Genomic DNA, 13,974 nt, shown 5'->3' with positions numbered 1-13,974 from the left:
AATCAGGACCGGTCCGGAATCCCCAAGCCCCGCACCACCGCCGGCCGCGCCACAAAGGCCGCCAGCGCGCGGGTCACGTTCTGAAAATCCTGCATGCCCACCAGATCACCGGCCTCGTAAAAGCCGATCAGGTTGCGCACCCAGGGAAAGGTGGCAATGTCGGCGATGGTGTAGGCCTCGCCCATGATCCAGGCTCGGTTGGCGAGCCGCCGGTCCAGCACGCCCAGCAGGCGTTTGCTCTCCGCCACGTAGCGGTCACGCGGGCGCTTGTCTTCATAGTCCTTGCCGGCGAACTTGTGGAAGAAACCCAACTGGCCAAACATCGGGCCGACCCCGCCCATCTGCCACATCAGCCACTGGATCGTCTGGTAGCGCAGCGCCGCATCCTGCGGCATGAACTGGCCCGTCTTCTCGGCCAGGTAAATCAGAATCGCGCCGGATTCGAACAGCGCCAGCGGCTGGCCGCCGGGACCATTGGGGTCGAGGATGGCCGGAATCTTGTTGTTGGGGTTGAGCGAGAGGAATTCCGGCGACAGCTGGTCCTGCGTCTCGAAGCTGACCAGATGCGGCTCGTACGGCAGGCCGGTCTCCTCCAGCATGATCGACACCTTGACGCCATTGGGCGTGGGCAGCGAGTAGAGCTGCAGCCGGTCGGGATGCCGGGCGGGCCACTTGTGGGTGATGAAGAAGGTGGAGAGGTCAGGCATTGAGGGCTCCTTGGAATGGATGCGGGCGGTGATCGCCCTGAGTCGCGCATTTTGGCCGGAAAGGTATTTGTCTGCTGCGGCGGGGGCGGAGAATGTCACTTTACTATTTGAACTAGACAATGCTTTGTTTTCAATTCGATGGACCTCTTTGACGACCTGCCCCTGCCCCCCGAGGCCGCGCTGACGCCAATCGCGCCCGGCGCGGTGCTGTTGTACGGCTTTGCCAGGGGCGGTGATGCCGCCCTGCTGCAAGCCATCGAGTCCGTCCTCAGTCAAGCTCCCTTGCGCCACTGGCAAACCCCCGGCGGCTACACCATGTCGGCGGCCATGAGCAATTGCGGCCCGCTGGGCTGGGTGTCCGGCGCCAGCGGCTACCGCTACGCCGCGTTGGACCCACTCTCGGGCCAGCCCTGGCCCGCCATGCCCGCCTGCCTGATGGACCTGGCCCGGCGCGCCGCTGCGCAGGCCGGCTACGCGAACTTCACGCCCGATGCCTGCCTGATCAACGAATACCTGCCCGGGGCCAAACTCTCGCTGCACCAGGACAAAGACGAAAAAGACCTGCGCGCGCCCATCGTCTCGCTGTCTCTGGGTTTGCCGGCGGTGTTTCTGTTCGGCACCCCCAGCCGCAAAGACCGCCCCCAGCGCTGGCGGCTGGTGCATGGCGACGTGGTGGTGTGGGGCGGCCCGTCACGGCTGGCCTACCACGGCGTGGCCGCACTGGCCGATGGTGAGCATGCGCTGCTGGGGCGGCGCAGGTTGAACCTGACGTTTCGGTGTGTGAAGTAGCAGCTATTTGGCAGGCCGGTGCAGCGCGCAGATCTTGTTGCCGTCGGGGTCGCGCAGATACGCCAGGTAAAGCTTGCCCACCGCGCCGTCGCGAAAGCCCGGCGGCTCTTCGCAGGTGGTGCCGCCGTTGGCGATGCCGGCCGCATGGAATGCGTCACATTGTTCCGGTGACTGCGCGGCAAACCCGAGGGTGCTGCCATTGCCGTGGGTCGCGGGCTGGCCATTGATGGGCGTGGTAATGCCGAACGTACCTGCAGGGCTGCGATAGAAATACCGGCTCTTGTTGGCAACCCCCGGGCCGATGCCCAGCGTGCCAAGCAGCGCGTCGTAAAACTTCTTCGAGACCTCAAGGTCATTCACACCGACCATCACATGACTGAACATAACTTTCTCCGTTGGGGCCCGTTGGCGCGCGTTGTTGAATTGTTAGCATGGTAATTGCTGGTTGGCCCACGGCCGGTCGCCCAAATGATGAATGGCAGACATGATGCTGTTGCTCCATGGCGCCCAGCCCGGGAAAGGGTGCTGCCATTCCCGGGCGCAGCGGGCATCACTGGCGTAGCGGGTCAGATCAAGGCTGCTCCTCGTCGATCGGCGCGTCCACGGTCAGGTAGCGGTGTACCAAGGTGAAAAAACGGTCGTAAAACGGTTCTGAATTGATTGTTTCGCTGGCCACCTTGACCAAAGAATCGTCGCCAGAACTGAACGGCAGCGAGACCGAACCCAATGCGCCAACACCCAGACTGGCCGAGTTGTTGGTTTTCTTCAGGGCGTACCGGTCCTGTAACGCGGTGACAAATCCGATGGTAATTTTTCCGTCCTTGCTCTCGGGCGCACAAACCACTCTGATTTCCATCTGCAAGTGGGACTCGGCGTCGGGCTGGAAGTTTTTCTGTCCGAGCACCAAATCATCCTTGCTCATGTTGATGACGTAGCCCTGGCTCAGCAAGGCACGCCGGGCCGCCTCGCAGGTCTCGGCCGGCGATGCGTCGAACATGCGGGAGTAGGTTGACGTGGAACCGAACGCCTCTTGTGGCAACAACCGTTTGGTCGGCGTCGTGCAAGCAGACAACATACCCAGCACGCCCATGACAATCCCCCAAGCGGCGGATTGAAAAATCAAAGACGTCTTCAAAATTAAGCGCTCCTTTCAAAATTCAGAATACGTATTTCTCAAACGGACAAGAAATTCGGTCCGCATCGGGCCCAGTATCGCACCGTGGCTTGTTTTGGCGCATAGCGCCTTTTCGTCCTCGCGCGTCGGGCACTGCGGGGCGGGGGTCAACCAAGCCGACCGAGAAGCCCTCAAACGCGGTAGGGACGTGCTGCCGGCGGAGGCGGTGCAAGCAAAGCGCGGACACTGGGTCCCCACCAGTGAGCCGATTGACGACCAAGCCGCGGTGGTCTGATCCTCAACTTCAAGCCAAATCAGCCTCTAGCCCCCGTCCTACTTGCGCATGTTGCTATTAAATCAGGACTCCACCGGAATCCTCAGCCCACGCACCATGGCCGGCCGCGCCATCGACGGCCCAGCGAGCATTTGTTGGCGTGGCCGCTTCACCGCCGCGAATGGAGATCATGGCGATGGGGGCCTCCCAAGTGTCGAGCTTGTCAATGCTCCGGGGTTCCTCCCATATCGTAGAAGTATGCGTAAGCTATTGTTATAAAAGACTTTACGGTATAAAAGTAAAAATTAGATTAACATGCCGAAATGCTAGAAACCAGCGCCACTGTCGCCCGCCAGTACATCGATGCCGTCTCCACATTCGAGGCTTTGGAAGAAGCCCAAGTGGAAGCGGCCCAAGTGCGCGGCGGCATGTATTGGCATGCGGGACCAGCGTCATCGCCGGAATCCAAATACCTGGTGCGCACCACACCCGCAGGGAATGAGACCAGCCTCGGGGTCCGCACATCTGACACCGAAGCCATGTACGAGCGCTTCACCCAGCGCAAGCGCGAAAGCGCAGAGCGCGTGTCCGGCCTCAAAGCTGCCCTGGAACAACACCAACGCATGAACCGCGCTCTGCGTGTTGGCCGGGTAGACCCACTGGTAGTGGCGCTGCTCAGCCGCTTGGCCAGCACCCAACTGAGCCCGCATTTTCGCGTGGTCGGCACCCACGCGCTGTACGCCTATGAGTCCGCCGCCGGAGTGCGACTGGACTCCGACACGCTGGCCACCCGCGACATTGACCTGCTGTGGGACACCCGCAAACGCATCCTGTTCTCGACCCAGCTTGCCAAGGTAGACAGCTCCATGCTGGGCGTGCTGAAAAAGGTGGACAGCACTTTTCGCATTCGCAAAAGCCAAAAATACACCGCCGTCAACAAAGATGGCTTTGAAGTGGACATCATCCGCCGCGAGCGTGCGGGCGACGACCCGCACCCCATCAAACTCAGTGACGAGGACGAAGACTTCTGGGTAGTGCAAGCGCGCCGCGCCAATGTGTTGCTGGACTCTCCCGGCTTTTCTGCCGTGATCGTGGCCAGCAACGGCACCATGGCGCGCATGAACACGGTGCACCCGGCCACCTTCGTCGCGTTCAAGCGCTGGATGGCCAACCAACCCGACCGCGAAGCCCTCAAGCGCCGCAGGGACGTGCTGCAGGCGGAGGCGGTGCAGGAACTGCTGGATAAGTATTTGCCACAGATTTGAGTGCCAAATTGGCCGCTAGTCCCCGTGGAATAGGCGCAAGTTGCTATTAATAACAGAGCAAATCACCCGCATCCTCCACAGCTCCGACTGGCGTCTGGGTCAGCATTGCATGGGCAAGAGCCGCCCTGCACGGAGCAGGGCGGCGGGATCGGGCATTCGGTGATCAGACTTCCGTGATGAACTGCTCGCGCGGGCGGCGCACTTTGGTCAGGTTCACCAGCCAGTCCTTGTCGGCCTCGCGGTAGCCCAGCGGCAAAATGGCCACACTGCGCAGGCCCCGCTCGCGCAGGTTCAAAATCTCGCCCATCGCCTTGGGGTCGAAGCCTTCCATTGGGGTGCAGTCCACCTCTTCAAAGGCGGCGGCCAGCATGGCAGCGGTCATGCCAATGTAGGCCTGGCGCGCCGCATGCTGGTGGTTCACCTCGGCATCGCGCTGCGGGTACATGCCCAGCAGCATGTTGCGGTAGTTCTCCCAGCCCTCGTTTTTAAAGCCGCGCACGGTGTTGGTCAGGTCGAACATCATGTTGATGCGCTCGACCGTGTAGTTGTCCCACGCCGCAAACACCAGCAGATGCGAGCCATCGGTGATCTGGCCCTGATTCCAGGCGATGGGCTTGATGCGCTCGCGCACTTCTTTGCTCGTCACCACAATGATCTCGTAAGGCTGCAGGCCACTGGAGGTCGGTGCCAGGCGCGCCGCTTCCAGAATGCGCTCCACCTTGTTCTGGGGCACCGCTTTGGCGGGGTCCATCTTTTTGGCGGCGTAGCGCCACTGCAGGCACTCGATCATGGCGTCCGATGGCATCTCCTGGGCGCTGGGGAGTTCGGTGTTGGCGGGTGCTGCGAGCGTGGCGGACTGGGTCATACAAAGCTTCCTTGGATGGAGTTGGGTTAGGTTGGCATCGAATGTAGAAGCAATAACGTTGCCTGAGAAGCCCCAATAAAGCACAATTGTGTTGCTTTTGGAGCAACAATAAACTGCTAGCCATGCTCAATCCCCAACTCCTCACCACCTTCTCGGCCATCGTCAATGCGGGCAGCATCAGCGCTGCGGCCACCCGGCAGGGCTGCGGCAAGTCGGTCCTTTCGCGCCAGCTGGCCCGGCTGGAAGCCGACCTCGGCGCACGCCTCATCCTGCGCACCACGCGCAAGTTAACGCTGACCGAGGTGGGCAAGGTGGTGCTGCTGCAAGCCCAGCAGATTGACCGCGCCCTGAGCAACGTGGCGCAAATTTCTGGCCAGTTCCAGCAGGAGGTGCGCGGCCCCTTGCGGGTGGCCTGCCCGCGCCCGCTGGGGCAGCGCCATCTGGTGCCCTTGATTACCGAATTTACGCAACTTCACCCCCTGGTAGAGCTGACGCTGCTGGTGGAAGACCGCATGAGCGACCTGATCGCCGAGCAGATCGACGTGGCCATCCGTGTGGCGCATCTCGACGACTCCACGCTGGTGGCGCGCAAACTGGCCGACAACCCCCGCGTGCTGGTGGCCGCACCTGCCTACCTGGCACGCGCCGGGGTGCCCGCAGTGCCCCAGGATCTGGCGCAGCATGAATGCCTGCTGTGGACGCGCGACAACCGCGTGTTCGACGAATGGACCTTCATGCTGGACGACACCACCACCCTGGTCCGGGTGCAGGGCCGCATCCGCATCAATGACGGCATGGCCCTGGTGGCCACGGCCTGTGCCGGGGCGGGCGTCACCGTGCTGGACCGGCTGTTGGTGGAGCAGGAGCTGGCCAGTGGTGCACTGGTCGAACTGCTCCCGGCCTACCGCCTGCCCAGCGGACCGTCGCTGTATGCGGTGTACCCGGCGCGCCAATGGCTGGCGCTGAACACGGCCACGTTTGTGGAGTTTTTGCTGTCGCGGCGGTTTGCTGAACGGGTTTGAAACTGACTCTGCATGCCAATGACGGTTCTTGCCCCCGTAGATATTGCGCAAGCTGCTATTAAATACATAGCAATTAGAGTCTCAAATACCCTGCCACATAGCCTGAGTCTCCACCACTTCAACCAGGCGACAACTCTCGCGGTTGGTAACTTGATCCGCGTGGCCTACTGCGTAAGCTCGTTCGCAATCATCTCCGCCTGCTTCAGCACTGTTTCAGTCGCGAGCAACTCCATGTTTGGTGGATAACCAAATTGCCGCAGAGTGCGTTTCACAATCACCTTGAGCTTAGCTCTCACGTTCTCTTTGATAGTCCAGTCTATGGATGCGTTTTCGCGCACGCGCTGGGTTAACACCACGGCTAGTTCGCGTAACTTGTCTTGTTGCATCAGTTCACGGGCACTGTCGTTATTGGCCACTGCAGTGTAAAAAGCATATTCAAAGTCGGAAAGCCCCATGTGTCTGGCTTCATCATCGGCGGCGACGATCTCTTTGCTGACCTTGATCAGCTCGTCCATCACCTCGGCCGCAGTCAGAATCTTGTTGTGGTATTTCTTGATGGAGGCCTCTAACATCTCCATCAGTGACCGGCTTTGCACCAGGTTGCGCTTGGCGCGGATTTTCAATTCGTCATTGAGGAGTTTCTTGAGCACCTCCAAGGCCACGTTTTTATGCTCGTAGCCTTTCAGTTCGGCCAAGAATTCATCCGACAGTATGGAGATATCTGTTTTTTTGATGCCCGCCGCGTCAAACACATCAATCACTTTTTCCGACACCAACGCTTGGTCAATCACCTGGCGAATGGTGGTTTCAATTTCTTCGTTGCTGCGCTCGCCTTCGACACTGTCGTACTTCACCAGCCGCGCCTTCACGGCCTGGAAGAAGCCCACCTCGTCTTTCACGTCCATCGCTTGTTCATGCGGTATGGCAATGGCGAAGGCTTGCGAAAGCGCCGTGACCTCGTTGATATAACGCTTGCGGCCGTCATCCAAGCCGAGGATATGCTCTTCCGCCGCGAGAATCAGCGACAGCTTCTGGGCGGTATTCGCTCCGAAATAGTGTTCATAGGCAAAGCCGTGATACAGGGCCGAGATCACCTCAAGTTTCTCCAGCATCAGGCCCACGGCCTGCTCCTGCAACAGGGTTGGGTCACCCTTGCCGCCAGCATCGGAATAGAACGAAAGCGCCTCTTTGAGGTCCGCCGCGATTCCCAGGTAATCGACCACCAAGCCGCCAGGCTTGTCTTTGTACACACGGTTCACCCGCGCAATAGCCTGCATCAGGTTGTGCCCCTTCATGGGCTTGTCGATGTAGAGGGTGTGCATGCTCGGCGCATCGAAGCCGGTCAGCCACATGTCGCGCACGATCACCAACTTGAGCGGATCATCTTCAGCCTTCATGCGCTCGGCCAGCAGCTTCCGCTGCTCCTTGGTAGTGTGGTGCTTGGCGAGCTTCGGCCCATCGCTTGATGCAGCAGTCATCACCACCTTGATAACGCCTTTGCTCAGTTCGTCGGCGTGCCAGTCGGGCCGCAGTTTGATGATTTCGTCATACAGATCGGCAGCAATGCGCCGCGACATGCTCACCACCATTCCCTTGCCAGCGAATACCTCCTGTCTCGCCTCAAAGTGACCGACGATGTCGCGGGCAATGTTCTTAACTCGCTGCTCACTGCCAATCAGCGCCTCCATCTTGGTCCACTTGGCTTTGGGTTTTTGTGTCTCGGTCAGCTCGTCTTGCTCCAGCTCTTCGTCCAATTCGGCAATCAGTTTCTTGCCTTCCTCGCTCAGACTTACTTTGGCCAGGCGGCTCTCGTAATAAATACGCACCGTGGCACCATCCTCCACTGCTTGGGCAATGTCATAGATGTCCACATAGTTGCCAAACACCGCCGGGGTGTTCACATCAGTTTTCTCAATGGGTGTACCGGTGAAACCCAGATAGGTGGCGCGGGGCAAAGCATCGCGCAGATACTTGGCAAAGCCATAGACCACCTTCTTGCCGATCACCATGCCATCTGCATTTTTCTCGTCTACCGTCTTGGCGGCAAAGCCGTACTGGGTGCGGTGGGCTTCGTCGACGATCACCACGATGTTGGGACGATTGGAGAGCTGGTCGTAAACATTGCCCTCATCGGGCTGGAACTTCTGAATGGTTGAGAAAACAACGCCGCCCGCTGCCACCTTCAGCAGTGCCTTTAAGTGCTCGCGATCCTTCGCCTGCACTGGCTCCTGGCGTAACAACTGTTTGGAAGCGGCAAAGGTATTAAAAAGCTGGTCGTCCAGATCATTGCGGTCGGTGATCACCAGCACCGTCGGGTTGTCCAGCGTTAGAACAATCTTGCCGGTATAGAAAACCATGGAGAGCGACTTGCCCGACCCCTGGGTGTGCCACACCACACCCGCCTTCATGTCACTCTTAGGCTGATCTGCAATACCGGGCAGGCCATAACTGGCCGGATTCTCGCGCACGGACAGCGGCCCGCCCATGTCCGCCGCCCGCAAGGTGGAGGCTACCGCCGCGTTCACCGCGTAATACTGGTGATAGGCCGCCAGCTTCTTGATGGTGCTGATCGTGATCTGACCTGTGTTCGGATCTTCCTTGCTGCCCTTCTCGAAAACGATGAAGTGGCGCACCAAGTCCAGCAACGTTCCCTGGTTCAACATGCCGAGGATCAGCGCTTCCAACTGGCTGACCAGATGAGACGCTTCTGCTTTGCCATCAGCGCTCTTCCATGCCATAAAGCGCGACAAACTTGCTGAGATGGAGCCAGCCTTGGCCTCCAGGCCGTCAGAGATGACGACCAAAGCGTTGGCAGTGAACAGACTCGGTATGGCTTGTTTGTAGGTCTCAATCTGCTGATACGCCGACTTAAGCGTGGCGTTTTCATCGGCTGCGTTCTTGAGTTCGATCACCACCAGCGGAATGCCATTGACAAACAGCACCAGGTCGGGCCGTTTCTTTTGATGGTTTTCGATGACGGTGAATTGGTTTGCCACCACGAACTCGTTGTTCTCAGGCCGGGCGAAGTCAATCAGCCACACCCGTTCGCCGCGTGTGTCACCATCCTTTTGCATGCTGACCGGCACCCCTTCCGTCAACAGGCGATGGAAAGCCTCATTGCTGGCCAGCAAGTCTGGCGAGTGGGCCCGTTGCACCTCCTTGAGCGCCATTTCAACCACATCCCGGGGCAGCTTGTGGTTGATGCGCCCGGCGGCCTGGGCTAGCCGACCGGGCAACAGCACCTCGGCGTAGCTGCTGCGCTCTGGGCCATCACTGTCAGGGGCGATGTCAGGGCCATGCAGGTAGACGTAACCTAGCCGTTCAAACAGCTTGATGGCAAAGGTTTCGATGGCGGATTCGGTGAGCATGTCGGTCGTCCCTGTTCCCCTAAAAGGGGCATTACTTGTTTTTCTTGCCGGGCAGTTTCAAGGCCTTGACGACTTTGTCAAAGTCGGAAACATATTCAAGGTCTTGCTGCACCCTGAATTTCTCGTATTCTTTCTCTGCCTTGAGCCGCGCCATCTCCGCGCTGACTTTTCCGGCATCTTGCAAGATTGGATAGTTTGAAAGCTCCAGAAAGCTGTTCAAAAACGTCACCCAATCGGCCATCTTCATCAAAATCTGCCGCTCGGCGCGATTCTCGGCCAAGTCCAAATAGGCAGAAACAATGCGCTCCAACTCCCGAATGTGTTGTTCAGCCAAATAATTTTTAGCAACCGCAACGTCGCTTTTCAGCACTTTGCCATCGGGCGCGTTCTTGAACGTCATCAGTCCCATGTGCGGTTTACCCGAATCAGCCGCCTGATAAATGATTTCGGCCGAGGTCTTTCCGGTAATCGCCCAATGCAACTTGTTTTGCACCGTGGCAAAAAATGCCTTGGTCAGCGGCGCGTTCTTATCGTAGTCAATCGACAGTGCATAAATGTCGGTGATTTTTTGATAAAACCGCCGCTCACTGGCGCGTATCTCGCGGATGCGCTCCAGCAACTCATCGAAGTAATCTTTGCCAAATACCTGGCTACCTTGCTTGAGCCGCGCATCATCCAGCACAAAGCCTTTGATGATGTACTCCTTCAAGGTGCGCGTTGCCCAGATGCGGAACTGGGTCGCCTCCAGCGAATTGACCCGGTAACCCACCGAGATGATCGCGTCCAGGTTGTAGTACTTGGTTTGGTAGCTTTTGCCGTCGGCGGCAGTTGTTTCCAAAATGGAAATAACTGCCTTGTCCTGAAGCTCTCCGGTATCGAAGATGTTTTTCAGGTGCTTGTTGATCGCCGGTACCCCCACAGCAAACAGATCGGCCATCGCCTTCTGGGTCAACCAGACCGTCTCATCGCGCAGGGCCACGTTCAGGTTGATGTCGCCATTGGCTGCTGTGTAGAGAATGAAATTGGCAGCTTGAGGCAAGTTGTTATTTGTCATGGTTGTTCACTTTGCAAATCGGCAGCTTCTGCTGGCGGTTCTTCGGATTCAATGAAGTCTTTGTATTCCGCTTGATAGGCCTGCAAGTCCACATTGAACAAGATCTCACTGGCGGGGTAGGAATACTGACCCATGCTGAATTCGCCGAAAGATTCATCCCAATAGTTATTGAAATCTTCGTGATCGTCGTACTCAGGGGGGACATCGGCAGCCCCGGCACCAGCCGCTGGTGCGACGACATCGCCTTTTCTCTCCTCAAACGCCCGAATCAGGAAAACCGCCACGACCAAGGTGCTGTCGATCAAAAAATCTCGGGTGAGTAAATCGACTTTGTCATTCCCGTCGCTCAATTCTTTCAGCGATTTTCCATGCGACGTCGGGCTGATTTCGTTTCTCAGGGTGCCAATCAACTGGCCGATGTTGGCCAATGAAGTCGACACCTGGGTCACCAGCTGCTCGCCGTTGTATCCCAAGGCGCGAAAGGCCGTCTTCAACACGACGCTGATCGCGGGGGCATTCGCTAAGGGAATGCACTTCGCATCGCAAATTTCCTTGCCAATACCTTCCAGCAGGGCCTTTGCATTTTCGACGGAGACACTGAAGTCCGTTTCAAGATGACCTTCCATCCGGTCAACATAAACCCCATAGGGTTGCCAGCGGCTGTATTGGGCAAGCGTCGCCTTGAGCTTTTCCATCAGTAGGCGACCCGCACTTCACCGCTCATCAGCTTGGGCAACAGGGTGTCGCGCAGCTTCTCCAGCGTCTTGCGCTGCCGGGCAATCGCGATCTGCTTGTTCAGCAGTGGCTGCATCTGCCTGGACATGGTTTCAAGAACCGGAGGTGGCGGAACCAGCACCATTGCCGCGTCCAGGTCGCCGCGTTTGATGTGCCCCATGGTCGTGGCATGGCTGGCAGCGACGGCGATGAACTCGGCAAGATGGTGCTTGCACCACCTCAGATAGAACCATTTGGGGAACTCGTCCGAAGTCACCTTGAACAGATGCTGGTTCAGCACACACTTTTCGCCATCCCAAACCTTGACCATCAAGGACGCGGACCAGGCAAAAATCACATCACCGGCTTCGACGATGTAGCCGGGTTTGACTTGACTCGTCGCCCAGTCCGCAGTTTCAGAAATGCCACTGCTTAGCTCGCGAATTTTGAGAACAGGCAGTTTTTCCAGATCATTGGTTGGTGGATATTTCTGGCATGCCAACCCATTCAGGAAATTGGCGATGCTGCTGAGCGGTCTTTCGTCCCAGCCTTCTTGTGCATCTTCTACAAACCACTGCCGGAACAGGGTTTCGGCTATGGCTTCGAGGGTTTGGTTTTGACGGTGCAGCAGGTCGATTTTGTCGTCGAGACTCGCGAGCACCGCAGCAATTGATTCTTGCTCTCTGACAAGATTGGGAAGAATTATTGGCAAATCTCGCTGAGCGGTGATGCCCACATACGCGCGAGTGGAACCGCTATCGCCGTGATTTACCAGAGTGTCTTGAAAGAAAGGCGAATCAAAATAGTATTTAAGAAACCTATTGTGTAGTCTGTCTTTCTTAATGGTCCGGTAATACGTCACTTGAGGCGTTAGCATTATGTATGGGGTTCTTAATTCACCCACGATCGCAGTTCTCCCCAACGTTGCCTTGTGCGTCAGTAAGACATCTTCTGGAATAGCAAAACCTTTGGCAAGCGAGTCAGCTTGTTTCTTAGTGATGAACTTGCAGTTCACCAGGTCAACCTTCCCGGCGTTGATGTCCGTTGCCATTACGAAAGGAATTCCATCACTGACAAAGTCAGAGCCTTTCGGATGTATTTCGCCGTGATTGCCATCCAGCGGCTTTGCGATCACACCTTCGTTCACTAGCTGGCCGACAGTAACCAATGACCAACCGTCTGGCAATTGTTCAACCGAGGCTTCCAGCAGTTCATTCATACCTTTACCTTCGCCAAGTTTTCTGCAATGGCCTGGTTCAGCTCGGCTTCCTCCAAAAGCTGGGCTTCCAACTCGGCCTTCAACGATGCAAAGCGTTCCGCAAAGTCGAAGTCGTCTTCTTCATCCGGCAGGCCCACATAGCGCCCCGGCGTCAGCACATAGTCCAGTTCCGCCACCCGCGCCAGCGGCACCGAGGCGCAGAAGCCCTTTTCGTCTGCGTACTCGCTCTCGCCGGTGCGCCAGGCGTGGTAAACGCTGGCAACCTTCTGGATGTCCTCATCGCTCAGCTCGCGCGTGCGGCGGTTAATGAGGTGTCCGAGATTGCGCGCATCAATGAACAGAATCTCGCCCTTGCGCGGGTGGCCGTTGTTGCGGGCGCGGTTCATGAACCATAGGCCCGCCGGAATTTGCGTGTTCAGGAACAGCTTGGCAGGCAGGTTGACGATGCAGTCGATCAGGTTGCCGTCCACCACCATCGCCTTGCGGATGTCGCCCTCACCGCTGCTCTTGCTGGTGAGTGCGCCCTTGGCCAGCACCACACCGGCGCGGCCGTTGGGGGCCAGGTGGTGGTTGAAATGCTGCAGCCAGGCAAAGTTGGCATTGCCGGTAGGCGGCACGCCGTATTGCCAGCGACCGTCCTTGCGCAGCAGCTCGCCATTCCAGTCGCTCACGTTGAAGGGCGGGTTGGCAATGATGAAGTCGGCCTTTACATCCTTGTGCGCATCGTTGAGGAAGGAGCCTTCGTTGTTCCATTTCACTTGGGATGCGTCAATGCCACGAATGGCCAGGTTCATTTTGGCTAAGCGCCAAGTTGTCTGGTTGCTTTCCTGCCCGAAGATGGAGATGTCGTTGATGCGGCCCTGGTGTTCTGTGACGAATTTTTCCGATTGCACGAACATGCCGCCGGACCCGCAACAGGGGTCAAACACCCGGCCCTTGTAGGGTTCCAGCATGACCACCAGCAGTTCCACGATGGAGCGCGGCGTATAAAACTGCCCGCCCTGCTTGCCCTCGGCCAGCGCAAATTCGCCCAAGAAGTACTCAAAGACGTGGCCCAGCACATCGGCGCTGCGGGCCTTGGCGTCGCCCAATGCAATGTTGCCCACCAAGTCGATCAGCCCGCCCAGGCTGGCGGGGTCAAGATTTTGCCGGGCAAAGACCTTGGGCAGAACGCCCTTGAGTGAAGGGTTTTCCTTTTCGATGGCGTCCATGGCCGCGTCAACGTGGCTGCCAACGTCGGGTTGCTTGGCCTTGCCCAACAAAAATGACCAGCGCGCTTGCGGCGGCACAAAGAAGACGTTTTCGGCCTTGTATTCGTCTTTGTCTTCCGGGTCGGCCCCGGCGTAGTCGCCTGCGCCGCCTTGCAGCTTTGTGAACAGTTCCTCGAAGGAGTCGGAGATGTACTTAAGGAAAATGAGGCCAAGCACCACATGCTTGTATTCGGCCGCATCAATGTTCTTGCGCAGCTTGTCGGCGGCTTTCCAGAGCTGCTTTTCCAGTGGTTCTTCTTTGTCGGGTTTTGCTGTGGGTGCACGGGCCATGGGAGTCGGTCTTTCAAATAACTAGTGGGGTACTGTACGACA

General features: G+C 57.9%; 12 protein-coding genes. 3 read left to right on the top strand and 9 right to left on the bottom strand.

Translation table 11 applies throughout. The features are described from left to right. Positions 1-2 precede the first annotated feature (2 nt). On the bottom strand, positions 3-707 hold the full coding sequence (locus tag RFER_RS20365; protein WP_011466277.1) for a glutathione S-transferase N-terminal domain-containing protein: 705 nt from the start codon (positions 705-707) through the stop codon (positions 3-5). 138 nt (positions 708-845) lie between these two features. Here RFER_RS20365 and alkB point away from each other — a divergent pair, with 138 nt between their 5' ends. Next, positions 846-1,496, top strand: coding sequence for a DNA oxidative demethylase AlkB (gene alkB / locus RFER_RS20360; protein WP_011466276.1), 651 nt, complete (start codon positions 846-848; stop codon positions 1,494-1,496). A gap of 3 nt (positions 1,497-1,499) precedes the next feature. On the opposite strand, the gene RFER_RS20355 is transcribed toward alkB, so the two are convergent. Together RFER_RS20355 and RFER_RS20350 are read right to left on the bottom strand one after the other, a co-directional pair. Next, positions 1,500-1,880: a VOC family protein gene (locus tag RFER_RS20355; protein WP_011466275.1), complete on the bottom strand. Its 381-nt coding sequence runs from the start codon at positions 1,878-1,880 to the stop codon at positions 1,500-1,502. A gap of 187 nt (positions 1,881-2,067) precedes the next feature. Next, the gene (locus RFER_RS20350) at positions 2,068-2,586 is read right to left on the bottom strand and encodes a DUF2242 domain-containing protein (RefSeq protein ID WP_011466274.1); all 519 of its coding nucleotides are present in this window, start codon (positions 2,584-2,586) and stop codon (positions 2,068-2,070) included. Positions 2,587-3,207: 621 nt separating this feature from the next. Here RFER_RS20350 and RFER_RS20345 point away from each other — a divergent pair. Then, positions 3,208-4,149, top strand: a complete 942-nt coding sequence (locus RFER_RS20345) for a GSU2403 family nucleotidyltransferase fold protein (RefSeq protein WP_011466273.1) — start codon at positions 3,208-3,210, stop codon at positions 4,147-4,149. Between the two features lie 163 nt (positions 4,150-4,312). On the opposite strand, the gene RFER_RS20340 is transcribed toward RFER_RS20345, so the two are convergent. Next, complete coding sequence (locus tag RFER_RS20340) at positions 4,313-4,954, bottom strand: NAD(P)H-dependent oxidoreductase (protein ID WP_084795579.1); 642 nt, start codon at positions 4,952-4,954, stop codon at positions 4,313-4,315. A 182-nt stretch (positions 4,955-5,136) separates the two neighbouring features. On the opposite strand from RFER_RS20340, the gene RFER_RS20335 reads away from it, so the two are divergent. Then, complete coding sequence (locus tag RFER_RS20335; protein ID WP_011466271.1) at positions 5,137-6,036, top strand: LysR family transcriptional regulator; 900 nt, start codon at positions 5,137-5,139, stop codon at positions 6,034-6,036. Between the two features lie 164 nt (positions 6,037-6,200). On the opposite strand, the gene RFER_RS20330 is transcribed toward RFER_RS20335, so the two are convergent. The 5 genes from RFER_RS20330 to RFER_RS20310 are packed head-to-tail and all read right to left on the bottom strand — an operon-like array spanning position 6,201 to position 13,932. After that, positions 6,201-9,404 carry a type I restriction endonuclease subunit R gene (locus RFER_RS20330; RefSeq protein ID WP_011466270.1) on the bottom strand — a complete coding sequence of 1,068 codons (3,204 nt, stop codon included), beginning with the start codon at positions 9,402-9,404 and terminating at the stop codon, positions 6,201-6,203. Between the two features lie 31 nt (positions 9,405-9,435). After that, a complete protein-coding gene (locus RFER_RS20325; protein WP_011466269.1) occupies positions 9,436-10,458 on the bottom strand; it encodes a virulence RhuM family protein in 1,023 nt (340 codons plus the stop codon). Then, the gene (locus RFER_RS20320; protein WP_011466268.1) at positions 10,455-11,153 is read right to left on the bottom strand and encodes an abortive infection family protein; all 699 of its coding nucleotides are present in this window, start codon (positions 11,151-11,153) and stop codon (positions 10,455-10,457) included. The genes RFER_RS20325 and RFER_RS20320 overlap by 4 nt, the downstream gene beginning before the upstream one ends. After that, the gene (locus RFER_RS23620) at positions 11,153-12,391 is read right to left on the bottom strand and encodes a restriction endonuclease subunit S (RefSeq protein ID WP_011466267.1); all 1,239 of its coding nucleotides are present in this window, start codon (positions 12,389-12,391) and stop codon (positions 11,153-11,155) included. The genes RFER_RS20320 and RFER_RS23620 overlap by 1 nt, the downstream gene beginning before the upstream one ends. Next, the gene (locus RFER_RS20310) at positions 12,388-13,932 is read right to left on the bottom strand and encodes a type I restriction-modification system subunit M (protein WP_011466266.1); all 1,545 of its coding nucleotides are present in this window, start codon (positions 13,930-13,932) and stop codon (positions 12,388-12,390) included. Before RFER_RS20310 ends, RFER_RS23620 begins: the two co-directional genes overlap by 4 nt. Positions 13,933-13,974 lie beyond the last annotated feature (42 nt).

This window comes from Rhodoferax ferrireducens T118 (genome assembly GCF_000013605.1).
GTDB classification, from domain to species: Bacteria; Pseudomonadota; Gammaproteobacteria; order Burkholderiales; family Burkholderiaceae_C; genus Rhodoferax; species Rhodoferax ferrireducens.
Note: the sequence above shows the minus strand (reverse complement) of the source record. Positions and strands in the feature narration are given on the sequence as shown.

What these genes read in the sequence shown, in the direction of transcription:
- RFER_RS20365 (WP_011466277.1), bottom strand. Translation starts at nt 707, where the DNA reads ATGCCTGACCTCTCCACCTTCTTCATCACCCACAAGTGGCCCGCCCGG.
- alkB (WP_011466276.1), top strand. Translation starts at nt 846, where the DNA reads ATGGACCTCTTTGACGACCTGCCCCTGCCCCCCGAGGCCGCGCTGACG.
- RFER_RS20355 (WP_011466275.1), bottom strand. Translation starts at nt 1,880, where the DNA reads ATGTTCAGTCATGTGATGGTCGGTGTGAATGACCTTGAGGTCTCGAAG.
- RFER_RS20350 (WP_011466274.1), bottom strand. Translation starts at nt 2,586, where the DNA reads ATGGGCGTGCTGGGTATGTTGTCTGCTTGCACGACGCCGACCAAACGG.
- RFER_RS20345 (WP_011466273.1), top strand. Translation starts at nt 3,208, where the DNA reads ATGCTAGAAACCAGCGCCACTGTCGCCCGCCAGTACATCGATGCCGTC.
- RFER_RS20340 (WP_084795579.1), bottom strand. Translation starts at nt 4,954, where the DNA reads ATGCCATCGGACGCCATGATCGAGTGCCTGCAGTGGCGCTACGCCGCC.
- RFER_RS20335 (WP_011466271.1), top strand. Translation starts at nt 5,137, where the DNA reads ATGCTCAATCCCCAACTCCTCACCACCTTCTCGGCCATCGTCAATGCG.
- RFER_RS20330 (WP_011466270.1), bottom strand. Translation starts at nt 9,404, where the DNA reads ATGCTCACCGAATCCGCCATCGAAACCTTTGCCATCAAGCTGTTTGAA.
- RFER_RS20325 (WP_011466269.1), bottom strand. Translation starts at nt 10,458, where the DNA reads ATGACAAATAACAACTTGCCTCAAGCTGCCAATTTCATTCTCTACACA.
- RFER_RS20320 (WP_011466268.1), bottom strand. Translation starts at nt 11,153, where the DNA reads ATGGAAAAGCTCAAGGCGACGCTTGCCCAATACAGCCGCTGGCAACCC.
- RFER_RS23620 (WP_011466267.1), bottom strand. Translation starts at nt 12,391, where the DNA reads ATGAATGAACTGCTGGAAGCCTCGGTTGAACAATTGCCAGACGGTTGG.
- RFER_RS20310 (WP_011466266.1), bottom strand. Translation starts at nt 13,932, where the DNA reads ATGGCCCGTGCACCCACAGCAAAACCCGACAAAGAAGAACCACTGGAA.